This window comes from Roseobacter denitrificans OCh 114, from assembly GCF_000014045.1.
GTDB lineage: Bacteria > Pseudomonadota > Alphaproteobacteria > Rhodobacterales > Rhodobacteraceae > Roseobacter > Roseobacter denitrificans.
Genome location: NC_008209.1, coordinates 2182261 through 2205781 on the forward strand (window position 1 = coordinate 2182261; position 23521 = coordinate 2205781).

The window sequence follows — 23521 nt, forward strand, 5'->3', positions numbered from 1 at the left end:
TATGGCGCTTATCTCTCCGTCGCGCAGGCTGCGCCGCACCCCTTTTTCCGATGGTGTGGAGGCCGCAGGGGTCAAGGCCTACACGGTCTACAACCGCATGTTGCTGCCCACCGTCTTTGAAAGTGTGGAGGCTGACTACCGTCACCTCAAGGAACATGTGCAGGTCTGGGATGTTTCGGTCGAGCGTCAGGTCGAACTGCGTGGCCCGGATGCCGCCCGCCTGATGCAGATGCTGACCCCGCGCGATCTGCGCGGCATGCTGCCGGGGCGGTGCTTTTACGTGCCCATCGTGGATGAGACGGGTGGCATGCTGAACGACCCCGTGGCGGTCAAGCTGGCCGAAGACCGCTGGTGGATTTCCATTGCGGACAGTGATCTGCTGTTGTGGGTCAAGGGGATTTCCAATGGCTATCGACTGGATGTGCTGATTGATGAACCGGATGTCAGCCCGCTGGCCATTCAGGGGCCAAAGGCGGACGAACTGGCCGCCCGTATCTTTGGCGACAGCATCCGCGACATCAAGTTTTTCCGCTTTGGTCTCTTTGAATTCGAGGGGCGTGAGATGGTCGTGGCGCGGTCGGGGTATTCCAAACAAGGCGGTTTTGAGGTCTATGTCGAGGGGTCGGATATCGCGATGCCGCTCTGGGATGCGCTGTTCAAGGCGGGCGAGGACCTGAACGTGCGCGCAGGGTGCCCCAATGGCATTGAGCGGATCGAGGGCGGTCTGCTGTCTTATGGCAACGACATGACTGACGACAACACGCCGCATGAATGCGGGCTTGGGCGGTTTTGTGATACGCAGACCGCTATTGGCTGCATCGGTCGGGATGCCTTGCTGCGCGTGGCCAAGGAAGGACCGGTGCAACAGATCAGGGCGATTGCGATCGAGGGCGACCGGCTGCCGCTCTGTGACCGGGCCTGGGGGCTTTACGCCGGGGATACGCGCGTTGGGCAGGTCACTTCCGCTGCCTGGAGCCCGGATCACCACACCAATGTCGCCATCGGCATGGTGCGCATGACGCATTGGGATACCGGCACAAGGCTGCGCGTTGAAACGCCGGATGGCGCGCGCGATGCGACCGTGCAGGCCGGTTTCTGGCACTGATGGTTTTTGCTTTTGCCGGGCTTTCCGGCAGGGGCGTTCAACACCAACGACAGGGGCAAGTCCCCGGATAGGAGAGAGACATGTTTAAGGCGCTTGTGGTCAACAAGGACGAAGAGAGCGGCAAGACCTCCGCTGCGGTCGAAGAGATGACCCTCGACCAACTGCCCGCGGGCGATGTCACGGTTGCGGTCGAATACTCGACAGTGAACTATAAGGACGGGCTGTGCATCGGGCCCGGTGGCGGGCTTGTGCGCAACTATCCGCATGTGCCGGGGATCGATTTCGCCGGCACTGTCGAGACGTCCGAGGATGCCCGTTATGCGCCCGGCGACAAGGTCGTGCTGACAGGCTGGCGCGTGGGAGAGGCGCATTGGGGCGGCTACGGCCAAAAGGCGCGCGTCAAGGCCGATTGGCTGGTGCCATTGCCCGCCGGTCTGGACACGCGGCAAGCCATGGCGGTAGGGACCGCCGGGTTTACCTCGATGTTGGCAGTCATGGCGCTGGAAGATCACGGTCTGACACCGGGCAACGGGCCGGTGCTGGTCACCGGTGCTGCGGGCGGCGTCGGGTCGGTCGCGGTCGCGATCCTCGCAAACCTCGGTTACGAGGTCGCTGGCGTGACCGGACGGCCCGAAACCGCAGATTACATCAAATCGCTGGGTGCGGCGCAGATCGTCGCGCGTGACGAGATCAACGAAACCGTCAAACGCCCGCTCGAGGCCGAAACATGGGCTGGCTGCGTCGATGCGGTAGGCGGTGCCATGCTTGCGCGGGTGCTGGGGCAGATGAAATACGGGGCGTCGGTCTCTGCGGTCGGATTGGCCGGGGGGGCGGGGCTGCCTGCCACGGTGATCCCGTTCCTGTTGCGCGGTGTGAACCTGCTGGGCATTGATTCCGTCATGCAGCCCTATGACAACCGGGTCCGCGCCTGGGAGCGGATCGCGCGTGATCTGCCGATGGACAAGCTCGAAGCGATGGTGCAGCCCGCAACACTTGCCGATCTGCCCAAGCTCGGCAGTGATATCCTCAAAGGTCAGGTCAAGGGCCGCGTGGTCGTAGACGTCAACGCCTGAAATCCAGTGTGAACGTATGGCCCGGTAGCCAAGGACAAGGCCTACGCGCGGGCAAAGCGTACACATCCGATGAAAAAGCGCGTCACGGTGTGGCGCGCTTTTTACGTGTGCAGGCCGAACCTATTCGGCTGGCTGCGCGGCTGCCGGGCGCACGCCCGCTCTTTCACGGCGACCATCGTTGAACAGCGCCTTGATCAGCGACAAGACCATCAGCACCATAATCATGGTGAAGGGCAGCGCCCCGATGATCATGGCGTTTTGCAGGGCGGACAGCCCGCCACCCCCCGCCAGAAGCAAGGTGCCGATCACCAGCGTCAGGATGATACCCCAGATGATCCGGTGCTTGACGCCGGTTTCCTCGGCCCCGCCGGACATGATCGTATTCATGACCAGAATACCGGAATCCGCCGAGGTCACGAGAAAGGTCATGATCAGCACAACGCACATGATGATCAGCGCCTGAAGCACCGCGCCCGACAGCATCTGCTCCAGCGTGACGAAGAGCTTGGCCGAATTTGACGCCGCAATGATTGCGCCCTCAGCAGCACCGCTGATTTCAAGATCAATGGCCGTACCGCCGAGGATCGTCATCCACGCAAAACACACCAGTGCCGGTGCAAAGACCGCACCCAGCACAAATTCACGCACCGTGCGTCCCCGCGAGATACGGGCAAGGAACAATCCGACAAAGGGCGAGAATGCAATCCACCACGCCCAGTAGAATGTCGTCCATCCGGCCTGCCACCCGAATAGACGGCCCTGTTCGCCAGCCGCATAGGCGGCGTCCAGATCGGCGGCGGGCAGGGCGGCAGCGGCCCCTTCAAGCCCCGCAGTAAAGCCTGCATAGCTGCCCCACTGGTTTGTGGCACCCGCATAAACGGCGGCGAGTTCTTCGGCGGGCAGGGCCTGCACAGACGCGGGCGCTGCGGTCGCAAAAGCGTCTTGCGCCAGCGGTGCGTAGGCCTCAAAGCTGAGGTTCACAAAATGCAGCAGATAGTCGATCAGCGCGGTCGCATAGGTCGTCATGGCGAAAAAGAACGACCCGAAAATCACGAATGTCATCAACAGGATCAGCGACAGGACAAGGTTGAGGTTCGACAGGTATTTCACACCGCGCCCCACACCCGACACAGCCGAGATGATCGACATGCCCATGATGACCACAAGGGCGGCGATCAGGCCCGTCTTGGTCGCAACCGGCGTATCGCCAGTGGTGTCCATCATCCATTCGGCACCGGTGATGGAAAACACACCATCCACCAGCTGGCTGACGCCAAAACCGATTGTGACCGATACGCCAAGGATGGTCGCAACAACACCCAGAACGTCGATCAAATGACCAAAGGCACCATTCGCAAAGCGCCCGATCAGCGGGGTCAGGGCCGAACGGATCGTCAGCGGCATGCCCCTTGTATAGGCGTAATAGGCAAGGCTCAGCCCCGTCACCACATAAATGGCCCAGGCATGAAACCCGTAATGCAGGAAGGTATAGCGGAACGTGGATTGCAGCGCTTCGGGCGTGTTGCCGGCCACCTCACGCGAGACCACCGACGGGTTTGATCCCCAAAGGCCGAGCGGTTCGGCGGTGGCAAATGTCATCAACCCCACGCCGAGACCTGCGCCGAACATCATGGAAAACCAGCTGAAATTGGAAAACTCGGGCTTTTGACCGGACATGCCGAGAACACGTTTCCCGGTTGCGGGGATGATGGCCACTAAAAAGAGGAAAAAGGCAAAGGCACCCACCGAGAGGATGTAGAAAGTATTGAATGAGTTCAGCAAGGTGCCATTGACCTCTGCCAAGATCGCCCCTGCACCGGCAGGAAAGACGAGGGCCCAGAGGACCAGAAGCACCATGCCGATCTTTGAGACCAGCGCGATGGGTAGGCTGTAGCCTTCGTAAAAGCCGGAGTCCTGAGTGTTGATCTCAAGATCCGTAAATGGAGGTTTGACTGTCATTTTTGTTTCCCTGTTTTCGAAAACCGCGTTTCGCGTCGTTTTTTGATCTCAGTCTGAGTTTAGCATAAATGAGTCCATTTTTCGCGCCATGCGTGTTTTTTGGACTTAAACGGGTGACATCCGCTTCCTGTTTGTGCAACGCTGACCCCCTACCTGTGGGCAGGCGCATGACGCTGATCCCGAAAGTCTGGGGCACCGTTTGTGTGTGTTCACTGCGGAATGCGGCGTTTTGAGGGGCAAAACTGACGTTTCTCTGCATTGTCTTTCGTGCCGTTCAAGTAGCTTGAAGAAATAATAACGAACAGGGAACAGTAAAAAATGGCACTAAAACCCCCATTATCCGATCTGCCGATCAAAACGGCAAATGCGGGATTTTACCGCGGCTTCAGCGTCGATGTGACGGTGGCCAGTAAAATCATCATCAGCGTATTGGTCGTCTGGTGTATCTTCTGGCCGACGCAGTCCGGCCGGGTCCTCAGTGATCTCAACAGCGTGATCCTTGCCAATGCGGCAGGCTGGTACATCTGGACCGTCGCATTCTTTATCATCATATGTCTCGGGTTGGCGATATGGCCGACAGCGGGTCGAATGAACCTTGGCGTGGAAGGTGAAAAGCCCGAATTCTCCAATTTTTCGTGGTTTTCGATGATGTTTGGTGCGGGTATCGGCGTTGGCATGCTGACCTGGGCCGTGGCCGAACCGGTTGCGCATTTCGGCAGTAACCCTGAGACAATTCAGGGCCTTACCACGGGCGGCGCTGCGGACAACGTGCGTATGGCCTATAAGTGGTCCTTCCTGCACTGGGGCCTTGGCGCGTGGGCCTGTTATGCGGTCTGCGGTCTGTCACTTGCGTTTTTCAGCTATCGGCGCGGATTGCCGCTGACGATCCGCTCGGCACTGACCCCACTCTTTGGCAAGGCCTTGTCGGGTAAGCTGGGCCATGTGATCGACATCGTCGCGGTGGTTGCAACCATCCTGGGCGTGGCGCAAACGCTTGGCTTTGGTGTCGAACAATTCGTGGCGGGTCTGACCCGGATCGGCATCGGCGGTCTGGTCTATGAGGATGGCGGCGCCACCTTCGTCGGTATCATCGTCGCGCTGCTGGTCATCATGGGAGCATCGACGCTCTCGGCGCTTTCCGGTGTGGGCAAGGGCATCAAATGGCTCTCCAACATCAACATGGTGCTGTCGATTTTCCTTCTCGGCTTCTTCATCCTCTTCGGGGCGACTTGGTTTGGCGCATCTGCGATGTTCCTTGGGCTGATCGACTATCTGCTGGCCTTGCCGCAGATGAGCTTCAACGTCTGGAAATCTGACGGTGTCGAGGGATCAGAAGCCTTCCTGCTGGCACAGTGGCAAGGGTGGTGGCCGGTGTTCTACTGGGCCTGGTGGATCGCATTTGCACCTTTCGTGGGCTTGTTCCTTGCGCGGATCTCGCGCGGTCGCTCCATCCGTGAATTCGTGCTGGGTGCGATGATCGTGCCATCGCTGATGTGCTTTGTCTGGTTCGCCTGGGCTGGTGGTACGGCGATTGATCTTGAATTGAACGGGGGCGCGAATGGTGTAATCTTCGATGCCGCCAATGGTGACAAGATCTTTGCGATGACCGAATTCATGCTGGCACCGATTGCGGATATACTGGCATGGGGCATGGCCTTTCTGATCGTTGTTCTGCTGATGACGTTCCTCGTGACATCTGCGGACTCTGCGGTGCTGATCGTGAACACGATCAATGCTGCCGGGGACGAGGGCCCGAAAGCACGCCCGCATATCCTGTTCTGGGGGGCCGCTTTGGGGCTCGTGGTTGCAGGGCTGCTCTTGTCGGGCGGAACATCCGCCATTCAAACCGCCATGGTCATCGGTGCCCTGCCGTTTTCGATCGTGATGGTGCTGATGTGTATTTCCCTGATCAAGGCGATTTACAACGATGGCCGCCGTGAAGCTGCGGGCATTCCGGCGACCATGGAGCCGGACGCAACCGCAGCTGAGTAATGCGCTGACGTCATTTTAAGAAAGGGCCATGGTTCACCCCATGGCCCTTTTTTATGGATGTGACGCAATGAAAGCCGTAAATGCGCTTGACGCTTTGCCCGGGGCGGACAAGTTTGCCACTCATGAGACTGGATACAGATTTTATACGCGCGCAGTTTCCTGCGTTTCAGGTGCCCGCCCTGCAGGGGCAGGCGTTTTTCGAAAACGCGGGCGGGTCCTATACCTGCAAACAGGTGATTGACCGGCTGACCCGGTTTTACACCGAACGCAAGGTGCAACCCTATGCGCCTTATGACGCCAGCACCCTGGCGGGCGCGGAGATGGACGAGGCGCGCACGCGCATGGCAGCACTCCTTGGTGTGGATGCGGATGAGCTGAGCTTTGGGCCTTCGACGACACAAAACACCTATGTGCTGGCGCAGGCCTTTGCCGAATTCCTGCAACCGGGCGAGGCGATTGTCGTCACCAATCAGGACCATGAGGCCAACACCGGGCCATGGCGGCGTCTGGCCAAGCGCGGCATCGAGATCCGCGAATGGCGTGTGGACCCGGTCACCGGCCACCTTGACCCGGAGGACCTCGAAGCGCTGCTGGATGAAAACGTGCGCCTTGTGTGTTTTCCCCATTGTTCCAACGTGGTGGGAGAGGTCAACCCGGTGATCGAGATCACGGCACTGGCCCATGCCGCCGGGGCCTTTGTCTGTGTCGATGGGGTGTCTTATGCGCCGCATGGGTTTGTGGATGTCGGCTCGCTCGGGCCGGACATCTATCTGTTTTCGGCCTATAAAACCTATGGTCCCCATCAGGGTCTGATGGTGATCCGTCGCGTTCTTGGGGGGCTGTTGCCCAATCAGGGCCATGAATTCAACGGTGACGCTTTGTACAAGCGGTTCACACCCGCCGGGCCAGATCACGCACAGGTTGCTGCCTGCGCGGGCATGGCCGATTACGTTGACGCACTGTTTGATCATCACATTGGCGGACCTGCCAGCCCGACAGAGCGGGGGCGTGCGGTGCATGACCTGATGCGCGACCATGAGGAAGCGCTGCTTGCGCCCCTGCTTGACGCGGTCAGCGGGCGCAACGCGGTGCGTCTGATCGGCCCTGGCACGGCGGCTGGCCGCGCGCCCACGGTGGCGCTGGCTCTTGAGCGTCCGGGCGAGGAAGTAGCGGCGGAGCTGTCGCGCCATGGGATCATGGCGGGCGGTGGTGATTTCTATGCGGGCCGCGCACTGTCGGCCATGGGGGTCGATGACAGGCTTGGCGTGCTGCGTTTGAGTTTCACGCACTACACGACCGCTGAGGATGTCGCACAGTTGATTGACGCTTTGGACAAGGTATTGTGAGCGGCGCGACTGATCTAACTCTGAGGCCCGCGCGTAAAACCTGCAATAAATTCAGAAGGGTTACGGTTTGAGCACATCTCCCGTTTTGGTCTGGTTCCGGCGTGATCTGCGCCTGAGCGATCACCCCGCATTGGACGCTGCCGTCAAATCCGGCAATCCCGTCATTCCCGTATTCATCCACGATGATCAGGTTGAGACGCTGGGCGCGGCGCCCAGATGGCGTCTGGGTCTGGGGATCGGACATCTGTCAGAAACGCTGGAGGGGCTCAACAGCCGCTTGATCCTGCGGCGCGGTCCGGCGCTTGAAACGCTTCGCACGCTCATCCTTGAAACCGGGGCAGGGGCTGTGTTCTGGTCGCGCCTCTATGATCCGGCGGCGGTCGAACGCGACACGGAGGTGAAGGCGGCGCTCAAGCAGGACGGCATCGACGCGCGCTCTTTCGGGGGGCATCTGATGTTTGAACCCTGGACCGTGGAGACCAAGACGGGCGGGTTCTACAAAGTCTACACGCCATTTTGGAACATGGTCAAAAACCGTGATGTTGACGCGCCCCTTTCGGCCCCGTCCAGAATTGACGCACCTGCGGCATGGCCGGGTAGCGATACGCTCAGCGATTGGAACATGGGCGCTGCGATGGATCGTGGCGCTGCGGTTGTTGCACCCTACGTTCGCTTGGGGGAGGCCGCCGCACAGACGCGCCTGAACACGTTCATCGACAAAATCGTCGCAGGTTATGACACCACCCGCGATCAGCCCGCAATCGATGGCACATCGGGGCTGTCGGAAAACCTCGCCCTTGGCGAGATCAGCCCGCATCAATGCTGGTATGCCGGGCTGCGCGCGCGCGAGGAGGAGAAACCGGGGGCCGAGACGTTCCTCAAGGAACTGGTCTGGCGCGAATTTGCCTATCACCTGATGCACCACACGCCGCGCATCCTGACGGGCAACTGGAAAGAAGACTGGGACAGCTTCCCGTGGAACCGGGATGAAACGACGCAGGCCGTCCGGCGCTGGCAACAGGGCCGCACCGGTATCCAGTTTGTCGATGCCGCCATGCGCGAGATGTATGTGACGGGGCGGATGCACAACCGGGGCCGCATGATCGTGGCGAGTTACCTGACCAAACACCTTCTCAGCGATTGGAAGATCGGGTTGAAGTGGTTTGAGGACTGTCTCATCGACTGGGACCCGGCCAGCAACGCCATGGGCTGGCAGTGGTCGGCGGGGTCCGGACCCGACGCCACCCCGTATTTCAGAGTGTTCAACCCCGTCACCCAGTTGGATAAGTTCGACAAGAACCGCCAGTATGTAAAGCGCTGGGTTGCCGAGGAGCGGCGTGCGCCGACGCAAACCGCGCTGTCCTATTTCGACGCGATCCCGCGGGCCTGGGGCCTGAGTGCGGATCAGGATTATCCCGCTCCGGTTGTGGCGGCGGATGAGGGGCGCAAGCGTGCTTTGGAAGCCTATGAAAATAGAGGGTTTTAAAACTTTGAAAGGCTTGATCACAGCCCTAACTCTGTCCTAATAAACTGTTAACTAACGGCAAGAAACGAGCATTTCATTTATGATCCTGACATCGACAGACGGGCAGACCGACTTGCCGCGCTACTTTGCGCAGAGCTTTCAAGTGGCCCAGAAGATCAAGTCGGGGCGTCTCGATATCATCTTGCCGGACGGGCGGACCTTCTCGGCCAGCGGCTCAGAGCCCGGCCCGATTGCCGTGCTCGAAGTCAAAAACACGGATCTTTTCGCGCGTCTTGTGCGCGATGGATATGTCGGGTTTTCCGAAGCCTATATGGACGATTGGTGGTCGACGCCCGATCTGCAAGCCTTCATGGACCTTGTGAACAGCGACAATGATGACATGTACAACGGGTATCCCGGCCAGAAGCTGGTGCAACTGTTCGAAAAGCTTCGGTTCTGGCTGCAACGCAATCACAAGGCGCAGGCGCGCAAGAACATCAGCTATCACTATGATCTGGGCAATGATTTTTACGGTTTGTGGCTGGATGACAGCATGACCTATTCCTCGGCCCTGTTTGAAACCGGGCAGGAGAGCCTCGAAGCGGCGCAAACCGCGAAATACAAGCTGATGGTCGACGAAATGGGTGCAAAACCCGGCGACCATATCCTGGAGATTGGCTGCGGGTGGGGCGGCTTTGCCGAATACGCCGCAAAGGAGCGCGGCCTGCGGGTGACCTGCCTCACGATCAGCGAAGAACAGTTTAAATACGCCAAGGAACGGATTGAAAAGGCTGGGCTTTCTGATCTGGTGGAATTCAAGTTGCAAGACTATCGGGATGAAAGCGGGTCCTATGACGGTATTGCGAGCATCGAGATGTTCGAAGCGGTGGGCGAAAAATACTGGCCGACCTATTTCAGCAAGGTCCGCGACAGGCTCAAACCGGGCAAATCCGCCACACTGCAGATCATCACGGTCGCTGATGATCGCTGGGAAGCCTATCGTAACGACGTCGATTTCATCCAGAAATATATCTTTCCCGGCGGCATGCTGCCCAGTCCAACCGCGCTGAAGGATCAGGTGGTGCGTGCGGGCATGGGGGTCGAACGCTCCGTCGAATTCGGTCAAAGCTATGCGATCACGCTTAAGCGCTGGCATGAGACATTCAATGAGAAATGGGATCAGGTCAGCGCGATGGGCTTTGATGAACGGTTCCGGCGCATGTGGAACTATTATCTGACGTCCTGTGCGGCGGCCTTCGAAACCGCCAATTGCGATGTGACGCAGATCACGATCACACGTCCGGCCTGACCCCGCGCGCAAAAGTTGCCACGCTTGTGCCTTAGTTTTTACACGCCTCAGTGATAGACCCGAACCACCCTCGGCTTCATGAACAGTCGGGGGAGAGGTTCGTTTGCCAGTATCCGAGGTTCGCAATGCCCGACGCCGCCAGATTGATCGCCGCCCTCTGCATCGGCGCGCTTGCCTATGTTGTATCGCTGCAGATCAAGCCGCTGATGCCGGAAAGCACGGCCTTTGGATCATTCGCCTATATCAACGCGATACTGGGTATCGTCTGCGGCTGGACAGTGATGGGCAAACGCGCTGGCCGGGGTGTGGCAGCAGCGATCAACAACGGCTTGAGCGGCGCGTTGGTGCTGGTCATCTGGGGCCTGCTGCTGCACGCCAGTTATCAGATGTTCGACCGCGCGATGGACAATTGGTACAACGGTTTCTTCGCGGCGATGGCAGCGATCTTCCAGTTCATGGCGGAATACGCGCTGGTGATGGTGAACCCGCTGGTGATGTTCTCCCTGATGGCGGGCGGGGTTCTGGCGGGGCTTGCAACGGAATACGCTTGGCGCATGTGGCGATAGCCGTTAACAGTCGGGCATGAGACCACTTTTCCTGTTCGGAACACTGCAATATCGACCGCTGCTGGATGCAGTATTGGGGCGCAACAATGATGTGGCGATGGCTGCTGCAGTGCTGCCGGGGTTTGCAGTGCAGGCCGTGGCTGAGGGCCCTTTCCCGACGATCACGGCGCAAGATGGTGCGCGGGCCGAGGGGATGGTGATCAGCGGTCTGACCTCAGAAGATCACGCGCGGCTTGCGTTTTATGAAGCGATATTCGGCTATGGGCTTGCGCCCGTCACCCTTGAAGACGGCGTTCTGGCCGAGGCATATTTCCCCCAGCCGGATATGTGGACTCTCCAAGGTGCGTGGTCGCTCGATGCCTGGGTCAGTGCGTGGGGCGAACTCAGCCTGCGTGCCGCCCGCGAAGTGATGCAGTACCGGCACTCGAAGCGGCCTGATGAGGTTGCTGGCATGTTCCCGATGATCCGCGCGCGGGCGTGGTCACAGATGAATGCCAAGCAGTCTCGGCACGGTGCCTTGACGCTGATGGGGGATGTGGCGGTTGACGCGGTGCGGCGGCCTTATGCGCATTACTTTGCGCTTGAGGAATATGACCTCAGGCACCAACGCTTTGACGGAACCATGACGCCGCAGGTGGAACGCGCGGTGTTTCGTGCGCCCGATGCCGCATTGGTGCTGCCTTATGATCCCGTCCGGGATTGCGTGATGCTGGTGGAACAGATGCGCATGGGCCCCCTTGCGCGGGGGGATCGGGCGCTGTGGCAACTTGAACCCATTGCGGGCCGTCTGGACCCCGGTGAGGCCCCCGAGGCGGCGGCAAGGCGCGAAGCGGTGGAAGAGGCCGGTCTTGAGATGGGCGACTTGATTGCCGTGGCGGAAACCTATTGCTCGCCGGGCAATTCATCGGAGTTTTACTATGTATACGTGGGGCTTGCCGATCTGCCGGAGCGTGCGGCCGGTCTGGGTGGGGAAGAGGCGGAGGATGAAGACATCCGCTCGCATATCCTGCCGTTTGAGCAGTTGATGACGATGTGTGATGACCTGTTGGTGGCAAATGCGCCTTTGGTCATGGCCGCCTATTGGCTGGCCCGCCACCGCGAACGGATACGGGCGGCGTGAGTCAGCGGCTTTTTGTTCAGCCCGCGTGGCACTGGCATACCGCTAAGCCTTGAGGTCGGACGGGTGCCCCGATAGAGGTAGGTGAAATTCGGCTAAAAAGAGGACAGGCTGATGCGTGTCGCGCGCGATCTTGAGCAGGCAATCGGAAACACCCCGCTGATCCGGCTGAAAGCCGCAAGTGAGGCAACAGGGTGTGACATCCTCGGCAAGGCCGAATTCATGAACCCGGGGCAATCGGTCAAGGACCGCGCCGCGCTGTTCATCATCAAGGATGCCATCGCTAAGGGGACGCTCAAACCCGGCGGCACAATTGTCGAAGGGACCGCGGGCAATACCGGCATCGGTCTTGCGCTTGTGGGGGCGTCGATGGGCTTCAAGACCGTGATCGTCATTCCCGAAACGCAAAGTCAGGAAAAAAAGGACATGTTGCGGCTGGCCGGTGCGGAACTGGTGCAGGTGCCCGCAGCCCCTTATCGCAACCCCAACAACTTTGTGCGGTACTCGGAGCGTCTAGCGCAGGAACTGGCGCGCACGACAAACGAAGGGGTGATCTGGGCCAACCAGTTTGACAATACCGCCAACAGGCAGGCGCATATCGAAGGGACGGGGCCGGAAATCTGGGAACAGACAGGCGGCAAGGTCGATGGTTTCATCTGCGCCGTGGGCTCAGGGGGAACGCTTGCGGGCGTGTCCGAAGCGCTCAAGCCCAAAGGGGTCAAGATCGGTCTGGTCGATCCGGACGGCGCGTCGCTGTACAATTACTACACGCGCGGTGTGCTGGAGATGAGTGAAGGGTCCTCGATCAACGAAGGTATCGGGCAAATCCGGATCACGAGGAACCTTGAAGGCTTCACGCCTGACTTAAGCTATAATGTGCATGATGCAGAGGCTTTGCCCATCGTTTTTGACCTGCTCGAACACGAGGGCCTGTGCCTTGGCGGCTCCTCCGGCATCAATATCGCGGGGGCCGTGCGCATGGCGCGCGACATGGGGCCGGGGCATAGGATTGTGACCATCCTGTGTGATTACGGAACGCGCTATCAATCCAAGCTGTTCAACCCGGAGTTTCTGGCGAGCAAGGGTCTGCCTGTCCCGGCGTGGCTGGACCGCGCGCCGGCCAGCATTCCGGGCGTGTTTGAAGACGTATGAGGGCGCTCATGCCTCTTTTGCTGGCGATGTTCCTCGCGCTGTGGGGGGCGATCGCGCAGGCGCAGGAACTGGCGGTGCGCGACGAGGACGATTCGCTTTATTCCTTCTGGGAGGATGCGGCGTCCCGGGCAGAGCAACGCATCGACACAGCCGACGATACGAGCACCGAAGACCTCGAAACGCTGCGACAACGGCTCGCGACGTTCCGGGGCGAGTTCGATTTGGCACGACAGGCCAATTCAGCGCGTATCGCGACCATCCGCTCGCAGATCAACGCTCTGGGACCCGTGCCGGAAAATGGCGAGGAATCCCCGGAAATCGCTGCGACACGGGCCGAACTGGCGGGCCAGTTCGACGACCTGCAAGCTCCCATTCTGGCAGCGGATGTCGCATTTCGTCGCGCGGATGGTCTCATCAATGAAATCGACACGATCCTGCGGGAGCGTGAAACGCGTCGTTTGCTGTCACTCGGGCCTTCACCCCTGAACCCCAAAACATGGTCCGTTGCCTTTGGTGATACCGAACGCATTCTGCGTGATCTTGGCGATGATCTGTCAGGCATCGCCAACACGGCCAATCAACGCCAACTCCGCAACAACCTGCCGCTTGTGGCTTTGCTGCTGGTCATTTCGCTGACCCTCATTGTGCGAGGACGCGTGTGGGCGGGGAAGGCCGTTAATTTCATGCGCCGCTTTGGTGGTCGAGGCTCCGGCGTATGGAGCTTTCTTGTGTCCTTGCTGCGCATTATCCTGCCGCTTTCCGGGGTATATATCCTTGCGCATGCGATTTTGCTGACCGCGCGTTTCGGCGACACCATCGAGGAATTGATCGCGCTTTTCCCTGTCTGGGGCCTCCTTTTGCTGGGTTTTCGCTGGCTCGCGGAACGGCTTTTCGCCCGTGAGGAAGACGATGCCGTGATTTGCCTGACGCCTGAAGGGCGGCGCGCAGGTCGGTTTTACATGTTCGTGCTGTCCGTTCTGTTCCTGTCGCATGGGTTGATTGCGGTTCTGTTTGACCTGGAACAGGCGGCGCCGGAAACGCTTGCCGTGATCGCATTCCCGATCGTGGTTCTCTTTGGTTTCGTCCTCTTTCCGATGGGCTTCATGCTGCGGAAGTACGACCTGACGGACGAGTCAGAGGAAGCAGAGGATCACGCGCAGAAAGCCGGTGTGGGGCGTGTCATACGCTTCTTTGGGCTCATCCTGATTGCAGTCAGTGTGATCGCCCCCTCAATGACGGCCATCGGGTATGCCGAGGCGGGCAACGCGATGCTGTATCCCACGATTCTGAGCATGCTGGTGCTGGGATTGGTCATGGTGCTTCAGCGCTTCGCGGCTGATGTCTACGGGCTGATTACGGGGCAGGGGGTGGAGGCGCGCGACAGTCTCATGGCGATATTCGCCGGCTTCGTACTGGTGCTGGCAAGCCTTCCTTTTCTGGCGCTGCTCTGGGGCGCGCGCGTAACGGATCTGACCGAACTCTGGCGCAGGTTCCTGGACGGTTTTGAAATTGGCGGCACGCGAATTTCGCCGTCGGATTTCCTGACGTTCGCCATTGTTTTTGTCATCGGCTACACCGTGACCCGCCTGTTGCAGGGCACCTTGCGCACCAACGTGCTGCCGAAAACGCGGCTGGATATTGGCGGGCAGAATGCCCTGATTTCCGGCATTGGTTACGTTGGTATCTTTCTGGCGTCGCTGATTGCTGTAACGGTGGCGGGCGTCGATCTTTCCGCCTTTGCCATTGTCGCGGGGGCCTTATCGGTTGGCATCGGTTTTGGCCTGCAGACCATCGTGTCCAATTTTGTGTCCGGAATTATCCTGTTGGTGGAACGGCCCATTTCCGAGGGCGACTGGATCGAGGTGGGCGGTCAGATGGGGGTGGTCAAACACATCTCTGTCCGCTCCACCCGGATCGAAACCTTCGACCGCACGGATGTCATCGTGCCGAACTCCGATCTGATTGCCGGGACGGTCACCAATTATACGCGCGGCAATACAATCGGGCGTCTGATCGTTAAAATTGGCGTCGCTTACGGCACCGACACCAAACGTGTTGACAGGATTTTGCGCGAGATCGCGAATGCGCAGCCCATGGTGCTGAACAATCCGCCGCCAAATGTGGTTTTCATGGGCTTTGGAGCGGATTCGCTGGATTTTGAAATCCGGGCCATCCTGCGCGATGTAAACTGGATTCTCTCGGTTCAGAATGACATCAACCACGAAATCGCCGCGCGCTTTACCGAGGAGGGGATCGAAATACCCTTTGCACAGCGCGACGTTTGGTTGCGCAACCCGGAAGTCTTGCAAACAGGATCTGACAAAAGCGAGTGATGCCCGCTTTCCCGAATTTGCCTCTTGCAAAGAACCTCACCGCCGCGCTACACCGCGCCAACGGAGCGGTGGCCGAGTGGTCGAAGGCGCACGCCTGGAAAGTGTGTAGGCGGGAGACCGTCTCCAGGGTTCGAATCCCTGTCGCTCCGCCATGATCCCTGTGATGTACCTGCGCCCCACCTTCGGAGGAAGGGTTGTCTGTGTTGCCCCTGTTCCAAGCACCGGCAGGGGAGGCGTGTGGGACAGCAGGGGTGAGCGTCGGTTGTGAGTTTGTGACCCTCGCATTTTGGGCGTTGTGGTTCTAACGCGTCGTGCGAAAAACCTCGATCACGTAACGTTGCCGGAAATCACAGACTTCAACGCGTTACGTGATACTCGATGTTTCAGGTACTTCGTCAGGCGCTCTAATTGGCACGGTTCTGCTCATCTCGTGCGGTGGCATTTGCCTGATATATGCGTTGTTCTTCGGGCCATTGCGTTTTGATCCATGCCAGCACGTCTTTCAGTGCGTCTTCGGAGTAATCCCCAGCGAAACCCGGCATGTTGCTTTCGTAGCCGCCGCCCACAACGGCTGCGGTGCAATGCAGGGTGATGTCCAGAAGCAGGCGGTCGGGGTGATGCCAGGTATGGCCCGTGGCATCATGCGGGGGCGCTGGCAGCCTGCCATCGGGTCCGGGCGTGCGCCAATCCGGCTCTCCCTGCAGGTTGGCGCCATGGCAGGCCGCACAGGCCTCGGCATAAATCGCTTCACCGCGGGCAAGGTCGGGTGTGACCCCTGTGACGCGCAGATCTGACCCCGGCGCCAAAGCCATACTGGTGAGCGCCACGAGCCCCCCTGCCACCCCGGCAGGCAAGAGCCATCGCGTCATTTCACAGGCACCGGATGCAGGTCCACCGATGCGTTTTCACGCGCGCTCTGGCCGATGGGTTCCGGTGTCCAACTGCGCAGACGCAGTGCGTTTGCGAGCACGAAAACCGAACTCAACGCCATCGCACCGGCGGCGAACATAGGCGACAGCAGGATGCCAAAACCCGGATAGAGTGCGCCCGCCGCAACCGGCAAAAGCGCTGTATTATAGGCAAAGGCCCAGAACAGGTTCTGCCGGATGTTGCGGATCGTGGCCGCCGATAATGCGATGGCCCTGGCCACGCCGCCAAGCGCGCCTGACATCAGAACCACATCCGCCGCCTCGATCGCCACATCGGTGCCGGTGCCGATCGCCAGCCCCACGTCGGCCTCGGCCAGTGCGGGCGCGTCATTGATCCCATCGCCGACAAAGGCCAACCGCCCGTGGCGCGATTTCAGGGCACCTATGGCCGCGACCTTGCCTTCGGGCAGCACCTCGGCGACGACCTCGTCAATGCCGAGCCGCCGCGCGATGGCGTCGGCAGTGCGCTGGTTGTCGCCAGTGATCATGGCCACCTTCAGACCCAGCGCATGCAGCGCGGCGATGGCTGCGGGGGTGGTTTCCTTGATCGGATCAGAGACGGCGATGATCGCCGCGAGGCGACCGTCGATGGCGGCATAGAATGGCGACTTTCCATCCGCCGCCAGCCGCTCAGCCGTTTCAGCAAACTGCGCCACGCAATGGCCAAGCTGCGCCATATAGCGCGCGGCACCGATCTCCACGGGCGTGCCACCGGCGCGGGCGCTGACGCCCATGCCGGTGAGGCTTTGGAAGCCGGATACCTCCGGCAGGTCGCAGCCCTCGCTGTCAGCGGACGCGACAATGGCGCGGGCGATGGGGTGTTCGGATTTCGCTTCCACAGCGGCAATCCGCGCCAGCACCTGCCTGCGCTCGAAGCCTTCTGCCACATGCAGGTCCGTCATCCGGGGGGCACCTTCGGTCAATGTACCGGTCTTGTCAAAGCCGACAACCTGCACATCCGACAGCGCCTGCAAGGCTTCTCCCTTGCGGAACAGAACGCCGATCTCGGCCCCGCGGCCCGTGCCAACCATGATCGAGGTCGGCGTCGCCAAACCCATGGCGCAAGGACAGGCGATGATAAGAACCGCGACCGCGTTGATAAGGCCAAAGCTCAGCGCAGGTTCAGGGCCAAAGAGCAGCCAGACACCGAAAGTCAGGGCCGCGAGAGCAATCACAGCCGGGACGAAATACATCGTCACCTTGTCAACCAGCGCCTGTATCGGCAGCTTGCCGCCCTGCGCGTCTTCGACCATGCGAATGATCTGGGCAAGCATCGTATCGTGACCCACGGCCGTCGCCCGGAATACGAAATGTCCGGTCTGGTTGACCGTGCCGCCAACAACTTGCGCGCCTGCCGTTTTGGCGACGGGGACGGGTTCGCCGGTGATCATGCTTTCATCGACGAAGCTGCTGCCCTCCAGCACGTCGCCATCGACGGGCAGTCGCGCCCCCGGCTGCACCTCGATAACATCGCCGATAACGACCTGCGCGACGTCTATATCCAGCGTTTCGCTGCCGCGGCGGACGCGCGCGGTTTTCGGGGCGAGCCGCACGAGGCGCTGGATCGCCTGCGACGTGCGCCCCTTTGCCCGCGCTTCCATCCATCGCCCCACGAGGATCAGCGTTACGATCACCGCAGCCGCTTCGAAATAGACGTGCACCGTGCCAGCCGGCAGCAGACCGGGCGCAAAGGTGGCGATCACGGAAAAGACGTAGGCCGCAGCGGTGCCAACTGCCACAAGGCTGTTCATGTCCGGTGCGCCCTTGATCAGCGCGGGCAGGCCGTTGATGTAAAACCCGCGCCCCGGACCCAAAAGCACGGCGGTGGTCAGCGCGAACTGGATCAGCCAACTGGCCTGCATGCCGATGCTGGTCATGATCAGATGGTGCATGCCGGGCACCAGATGGCTGCCCATTTCCAGCACAAAGACCGGCATTGTGAGAAGGGTGGCCAGCGCCACGCGCCCTCTCAGGCTGCGGGCTTCTTCATCCCGTTTGGCGACCTGATCGACGGGCGGCGCGTCGCGGTTTGATGCCTGCGCGGTTTTGCCCGTGCGTCCGATCGCCGTGATCAATGCGTCGACCGGCGCGACGCCGGTGACAACCGCGCGCTCGGTTGCAAGGTTCACATGTGCTGCGGTGACGCCCGGCACGGCCAGCAGCGCGCGCTCGACACCGCCCACGCAGCTTGCGCATTTCATCCCCTCCACACTCAGCGTCACGCTGCGCGCCGGCACCCGGTAGCCCAGACCTTCAACGACCTTGATCAGCGCATTTGCCTCCAAAGTCGCGTCAAACCGCACGTCCGCGCGCCCGGTGGCAAGATTCACAGTGGCGTCTGACACACCGGGAACCGCCTTGAGCGCGCGCTCAACGCGGCCCACGCATGAGGCACAGCTCATGCCGTCGATGGGCAATGTCAGGTTCTGCATTGTTGTGGGATCGGTCGGCATGACCGGGCTCCTGTTTTGCGTTGGCATGTCTGCTGTGCTGACACATAGGGCCTCCAGCAACTGGAAGGTCAAGGGGAAATATGCTATTGACTCTCCAGTAGCTGGAAGCCGTAAACGAACGCTCAGGAGGTGCCTTGCACATGAATATCGCAGAGGTGTCGCGCGTCAGTGGATTGCCGACAAAGACCATCAGATACTACGAAGACATCGGCCTTGTGACGCCAGCGCGCAGGGCCAACGGTTATCGCGATTTCAGCGCGCAGGACGGGCACAAGCTGGCCTTTCTCGGGCGGTCGCGCTCGCTCGGCTTCTCTATTGAGGAATGCCGCACGCTTTTGTCGCTTTACGAAGACCGCGACCGCGCCAGCGCCGACGTCAAGAGCGTTGCCGCCAAACATCTGGAACGTGTCGCGAAAAAGATAAAGGAACTGGAGGCGATGAAATCGACACTCGAAACGCTTGTCACGCGCTGTCACGGGGATGACCGCCCGGATTGCCCGATCCTGAATGATCTCGCTGGTGGTGAGGGGGCAACTGCATGATCGTTGCATCCGAGATATGTTCTGGCACCGCTCCCCTTGCTCCCCCGTCGGTGGGCTGTGATAGGGCTGTGACCTTGGACAGCACCGGACCGCTCAAGAGCGCGAGCCATGAAATCGCCTTTGCGCCCGTTGCGTGATGGCGGGCGCGAAATGGTGACGCTCATCACCGTGACACCCCTGCCGGGCAAAGGCCCCGGCGCATCGACACCACTTATGTTGCCACCCATCGGGGCGGCAGGGCACACATCAGGAGACGCGGCATGACAGGGTTCACCCGCAGGCAGTTTCATCAATCGGTTCTCAGTGCCGCAGCGGCAGCAGCACTGCCGAGCGTCGCAGGGGCTCAGACGGCGCCCGTGCTTCATGCGCGGACGGGCAGCGCGCGGCTTGCGCCGGCACAATACCCGGAAACGCGGATTTGGGGGTATGACGGCACCGTGCCGGGGCCGATCCTGCGCGCCCAACAGGGACAGCGCATCGGCAGGGTCTTTCAAAATGACCTGCCGCAGGCGTCATCCGTGCACTGGCACGGCATTCGGATCGAAAACGCCATGGATGGGGTGCCGGGCATGACGCAAGCGGCGGTGGAACCGGGCGCGGCGTTTCTGTATGATTTCGTGCTGCCGGACGCGGGCACCTATTGGTATCACCCGCATAACCGCACCTATGAGCAGATGGCGCGTGGCCTTTATGGCGCGCTGATCGTGGATGAGGCGACAGGCGCGCCCGAGGTCGATCTGGACGAGGTGTTGCTGCTGGATGATTGGCGTCTGAATGATGACGCCCAGATCGCCGAAGGGTTTGGCAACATGCGTGACTGGTCCCATGCGGGCCGGATCGGCAACTGGATCACGGTGAACGGCGATGGCGGCTGGTCGCGCGCGGTGCCGCGTCTTGCCCGGATGCGGCTGCGCCTTGTGAACACGGCCAATGCGCGGATTTTCACGCTGGCGGCGCGCGGTCTTGAGGGCTGGGTGGTCGCTCTGGACGGGATGCCGCTTGCGGCTCCGCAGCCGCTGGCTGAACTGACACTTGCCCCGGCACAGCGCGCTGACCTGATCGTCGATGTGGTGGCTGGTGAGGGGGAAGAAGCCTTTCTCGTCAGCTATGAGCGCGACGGCGGCTATGCCGTTGCGGCTTTCCCGGTCACCCGTTCGGCGCGGGAAATGCGCATGACCGCACCTGTTGCCTTACCCCCAAACCCGGTGCCTGCACTCGGCCCGCTGGAGAGCGCGCGGCGCGCTGATCTGCTGATGGAGGGCGGGGCCATGGGCGCCATGGCGGGCGCGATGATGGGCGGTCAAAGGATGGAAATGCGCGAGATGGTCGCTGCCGGAAAGGTCTGGGCGTTCAACGGCATGGCCGATATGGCTGACACCCCCCTCATCGAGGCAAACCGTGGCGAGACCGTGCGGATCGCGATGACCAACGACACCCGCTGGCAGCATGGGATGCATCTGCATGGGCATCATTTCAGGCAGATTGGGCGCGATGGCGCTTTGGGTCCGCTGCGGGACACGCTGCTGATGAACCGGGGCGAGACGGCTGAGATCGCCTTTGTCGCGGATAATCCGGGCGATTGGCTGCTGCATTGCCATATGCTGGAGCATTCCGCGGGCGGGATGATGACCTGGTTGCGCGTCCTGTAACGCGCCATCTGACGAACACACGTAACAGGAGATACAAAATGAACCGCAGACGCTTTATCTTTAACAGCCTCGCCTCCGGCCTTGGGGCCGGGATGCTCGCCGCTCCGGCACATGCGATGTCGGCCCGGGTTGAGGTTTTCAAATCACCCACCTGTGGCTGTTGCACCGCCTGGGTCGAGCATATGACCCAAGCAGGGTTTGAGGCCGTGACCCGTGACGTTGATCAGGAAACGCTCTGGTCGATGAAGGCCCGCGCAGGTGTCACACCGGAGCTGAGTTCCTGCCACACGGCCTTTGTCGAGGGCTATTTCATCGAGGGCCATGTGCCGGGCACTGACGTTCAGCGGCTGTTATCACAGCGCCCTGATGCGCTTGGCCTGACGGTGCCGGGCATGCCAATCGGCTCACCGGGGATGGAGATGGGCAACCAGCGCGACGCCTATGACACGCTGCTGGTGTTGCGCAGCGGTATGACCGAAGTCTTTGCGCGCCACGGCTGAAGGGTGAAACATATCCGCAGCACCCGGCCCCGGGACAGGTTGGATCACCACAACGCACGAATAAAACGTAAGCCGAGCGCTGTTGTTTAAGTGATATCGCCACGCGCGACTAGGCGGAGAGGTGCACACCAAAGGTGCTTCTCCACAGAAAGCTCAGCCCTCAAGGGTGACAGCCTGCCCGGTGGCGGCCGAATGCTGCGCGGCCATCCCCATGCGCACAGCCCACAGGCCATCGCTGAAGGACACCTCTGTTTCGGTGCTGCTGCCCTGCACAAGGGCCATGAACCTTTGATGCTGGAAATAGGTGGCGCCATTGTGATCCCCCGCCTTGAGCAGCTTCGGATCGACAGGTATTTCATGCACTTTGATCTGTTTTGACAGGCGGGGGCTGATCTCGATCAGGGGGACGGGCGGGGCGCCCAGATCGCCGGGCCAGAAACGCGTCGGCCCGGGCACGAAGGCTTCGATTTTCCCCGCCGGTCCGACGGCTGAAATGGTCTCCTGATATCTTGCGCCATCCGCGAACATACAGAGTTCCAGCATCGCCCGTGCGCCGCCCTCGAAGTCGACAATGACATATCCATTGTCAAGAATGTCGGGGGTTTTGCCGTCATAACGCTCATCCAGATGGTTCACGGATTGCGCGGCACTTGCCATGACGCGCACCGGATTGCGTCGCAAGACCAACCGCATCAGGTCAAAGAAATGGCAGCACTTTTCCACGAATGTGCCGCCAGTGTTGACATTGAACCGGTTCCAGTCGCCCACCTTTTCCAGAAAGGGAAACCGGTGTTCGCGCAGGCTCAGCATCTTGATGCCACCGGTGACAGCCTCGGCACGCGCCAGCAAGGCAGCGATCGGCGGCATGTAACGGTATTCCATCGCGACCCAGATGGGGGCCGGATAGCGCTCTGCCGTTTGCGTCAGTCGCGCGATATCGGCGGGATCAGTCAGCAGGGGTTTTTCAACGAGAAGGGGCAGGGGGCGTGTGGCGGCGATTTCGACGATCTGATCGGCGTGGCAGTAATTCGGGCTGGCAATAACGAGACAGTCAATATCGGCAGAGGCCAGCAGCGCCTGCACAGACGGATAAAAAGCGGCCTGTGGCGCGATGGCGTGTGCGGCCCGTTGCATGGCGGCATCCGGTTCAAAAATCGCGCTGACGCCTGCGCCATCCAGCAGGGCGATATTGCGCAGGTGTTCCTGCCCCATCATGCCGCAGCCAATGATGCCGTATCTTACCAGTTGGGTCATCGGGCGACTCCTTATTTCAAACGCTGCACATATACCGCGCGGTTCGGGTCAAACCATGTGCGCGAGAATTCCACCGCTTCGGGATGTTCTGCCCAGCTAAAGCGTTCGATGTAACCGCAGGGTTGGTCCATCCGGGCAAAGTCGGGGGATGTCCAGTCGGGAAAACGGCCGACAGAGACGCGATCCTCCGCGCGCGTAATCCAGAAGTTGAGGTGTTTCAGATAGGTCTGATAAAGGGAATCAGACACGGTTTTTGCATTCAGCGTGCCAACGGCCGCATCCAGCCAGATCTCTTCGACGGCGATTGCGATATCGTTCAGGAAGCGCAGACGTCTGATGCGCGTTGCCTGATCCGAGCGTCCGAACCCGGGCAGGGTGGCGGGTTTCTGCATCACCTCAAGCGACAGGATGCGCGCGCTTGGCAGGCCGCCCCCGTCTGGTAGTTCAAGCCGGAACATGGCATAGACACCTGTGGGCGTGTGGCCTTTGCGGATGTAGTTGCCGGAGCCCTGAACCCGCTCCAACAGCCCCTTTTTATGCAATTCCGCAAGCGCCTTGCGCAGCGTGCCGATGGAGACACTATAGCTGCGCGCCATTTCGCGTTCGGGGGGCAGGCGTTCTGCGTCCAGCAAACGACCGGCATCAATCTCGCGAATGATATGTTCGCAAAGCTGGATGTATTTGGGCAAAGCGCCTCGGGTATCGTGTGATGCCTGCAAACAAACGACCGGGGTGGGTGAAAATTGATACATGATTGATCTACATGTTTCGCGGTGC

Annotated in this window: 19 protein-coding genes and 1 tRNA gene; 15 read left to right on the forward strand and 5 right to left on the reverse strand. The window is 60.5% G+C overall.

The genetic code is table 11. The features are described 5' to 3' along the window. Position 1 precedes the first annotated feature (1 nt). On the forward strand, positions 2-1105 hold the full coding sequence (locus tag RD1_RS10550; RefSeq protein WP_011568488.1) for a dimethylsulfoniopropionate demethylase: 1104 nt from the start codon (positions 2-4) through the stop codon (positions 1103-1105). An 80-nt stretch (positions 1106-1185) separates the two neighbouring features. Continuing rightward, positions 1186-2178: an acryloyl-CoA reductase gene (gene acuI, locus RD1_RS10555; protein WP_011568489.1), complete on the forward strand. Its 993-nt coding sequence runs from the start codon at positions 1186-1188 to the stop codon at positions 2176-2178. Positions 2179-2298: 120 nt separating this feature from the next. Here the strand turns inward: acuI and RD1_RS10560 are convergent, their stop codons facing one another. Beyond that, positions 2299-4137 (reverse strand): BCCT family transporter, encoded by a 1839-nt coding sequence (locus RD1_RS10560; RefSeq protein WP_011568490.1) that lies wholly within the window; start codon positions 4135-4137, stop codon positions 2299-2301. A gap of 318 nt (positions 4138-4455) precedes the next feature. On the opposite strand from RD1_RS10560, the gene RD1_RS10565 reads away from it, so the two are divergent. From RD1_RS10565 to RD1_RS10605, 9 genes are all read left to right on the forward strand, one after another. Next, positions 4456-6129 carry a BCCT family transporter gene (locus tag RD1_RS10565; protein ID WP_011568491.1) on the forward strand — a complete coding sequence of 558 codons (1674 nt, stop codon included), beginning with the start codon at positions 4456-4458 and terminating at the stop codon, positions 6127-6129. Between the two features lie 122 nt (positions 6130-6251). After that, entirely contained in the window at positions 6252-7475 is a 1224-nt protein-coding gene (locus RD1_RS10570) for an aminotransferase class V-fold PLP-dependent enzyme (protein ID WP_011568492.1), read from the forward strand. A 67-nt stretch (positions 7476-7542) separates the two neighbouring features. Continuing rightward, entirely contained in the window at positions 7543-8961 is a 1419-nt protein-coding gene (locus RD1_RS10575; protein ID WP_011568493.1) for a cryptochrome/photolyase family protein, read from the forward strand. A gap of 79 nt (positions 8962-9040) precedes the next feature. Next, positions 9041-10249: an SAM-dependent methyltransferase gene (locus tag RD1_RS10580; protein ID WP_011568494.1), complete on the forward strand. Its 1209-nt coding sequence runs from the start codon at positions 9041-9043 to the stop codon at positions 10247-10249. 125 nt (positions 10250-10374) lie between these two features. After that, positions 10375-10815, forward strand: coding sequence for a TrgA family protein (locus RD1_RS10585; RefSeq protein ID WP_011568495.1), 441 nt, complete (start codon positions 10375-10377; stop codon positions 10813-10815). Positions 10816-10831: 16 nt separating this feature from the next. After that, positions 10832-11935 (forward strand): NUDIX domain-containing protein, encoded by a 1104-nt coding sequence (locus RD1_RS10590; RefSeq protein ID WP_011568496.1) that lies wholly within the window; start codon positions 10832-10834, stop codon positions 11933-11935. 111 nt (positions 11936-12046) lie between these two features. Then, entirely contained in the window at positions 12047-13084 is a 1038-nt protein-coding gene (locus RD1_RS10595) for a cysteine synthase A (RefSeq protein ID WP_011568497.1), read from the forward strand. A gap of 8 nt (positions 13085-13092) precedes the next feature. Then, positions 13093-15417, forward strand: coding sequence for a DUF3772 domain-containing protein (locus RD1_RS10600; protein ID WP_245897260.1), 2325 nt, complete (start codon positions 13093-13095; stop codon positions 15415-15417). A gap of 62 nt (positions 15418-15479) precedes the next feature. After that, positions 15480-15569: transfer RNA gene (locus tag RD1_RS10605), tRNA-Ser, on the forward strand. A 252-nt stretch (positions 15570-15821) separates the two neighbouring features. Here RD1_RS10605 and RD1_RS10610 read toward each other — a convergent pair. Beyond that, entirely contained in the window at positions 15822-16286 is a 465-nt protein-coding gene (locus RD1_RS10610) for a c-type cytochrome (RefSeq protein ID WP_011568499.1), read from the reverse strand. Next, positions 16283-18799, reverse strand: a complete 2517-nt coding sequence (locus tag RD1_RS10615; protein WP_011568500.1) for a heavy metal translocating P-type ATPase — start codon at positions 18797-18799, stop codon at positions 16283-16285. Before RD1_RS10615 ends, RD1_RS10610 begins: the two co-directional genes overlap by 4 nt. A 140-nt stretch (positions 18800-18939) precedes the next feature. Here RD1_RS10615 and cueR point away from each other — a divergent pair, with 140 nt between their 5' ends. The 4 genes from cueR to RD1_RS10630 all read left to right on the forward strand — a co-directional run bounded on the left by cueR (position 18940) and on the right by RD1_RS10630 (position 21490). Further along, on the forward strand, positions 18940-19341 hold the full coding sequence (cueR, locus tag RD1_RS10620; RefSeq protein ID WP_011568501.1) for a Cu(I)-responsive transcriptional regulator: 402 nt from the start codon (positions 18940-18942) through the stop codon (positions 19339-19341). A gap of 108 nt (positions 19342-19449) precedes the next feature. Next, positions 19450-19605, forward strand: a complete 156-nt coding sequence (locus RD1_RS21155; RefSeq protein ID WP_011568502.1) for a hypothetical protein — start codon at positions 19450-19452, stop codon at positions 19603-19605. Next, on the forward strand, positions 19602-20990 hold the full coding sequence (locus RD1_RS10625) for a multicopper oxidase family protein (protein ID WP_011568503.1): 1389 nt from the start codon (positions 19602-19604) through the stop codon (positions 20988-20990). Before RD1_RS21155 ends, RD1_RS10625 begins: the two co-directional genes overlap by 4 nt. Before the next feature lie 38 nt (positions 20991-21028). Continuing rightward, positions 21029-21490, forward strand: a complete 462-nt coding sequence (locus tag RD1_RS10630; protein ID WP_011568504.1) for a DUF411 domain-containing protein — start codon at positions 21029-21031, stop codon at positions 21488-21490. A 153-nt stretch (positions 21491-21643) separates the two neighbouring features. Here the strand turns inward: RD1_RS10630 and RD1_RS10635 are convergent, their stop codons facing one another. Together RD1_RS10635 and RD1_RS10640 are read right to left on the reverse strand one after the other, a co-directional pair. Next, a complete protein-coding gene (locus RD1_RS10635; protein WP_011568505.1) occupies positions 21644-22744 on the reverse strand; it encodes a Gfo/Idh/MocA family protein in 1101 nt (366 codons plus the stop codon). Between the two features lie 11 nt (positions 22745-22755). Then, on the reverse strand, positions 22756-23496 hold the full coding sequence (locus RD1_RS10640) for a GntR family transcriptional regulator (RefSeq protein ID WP_050759071.1): 741 nt from the start codon (positions 23494-23496) through the stop codon (positions 22756-22758). Positions 23497-23521 lie beyond the last annotated feature (25 nt).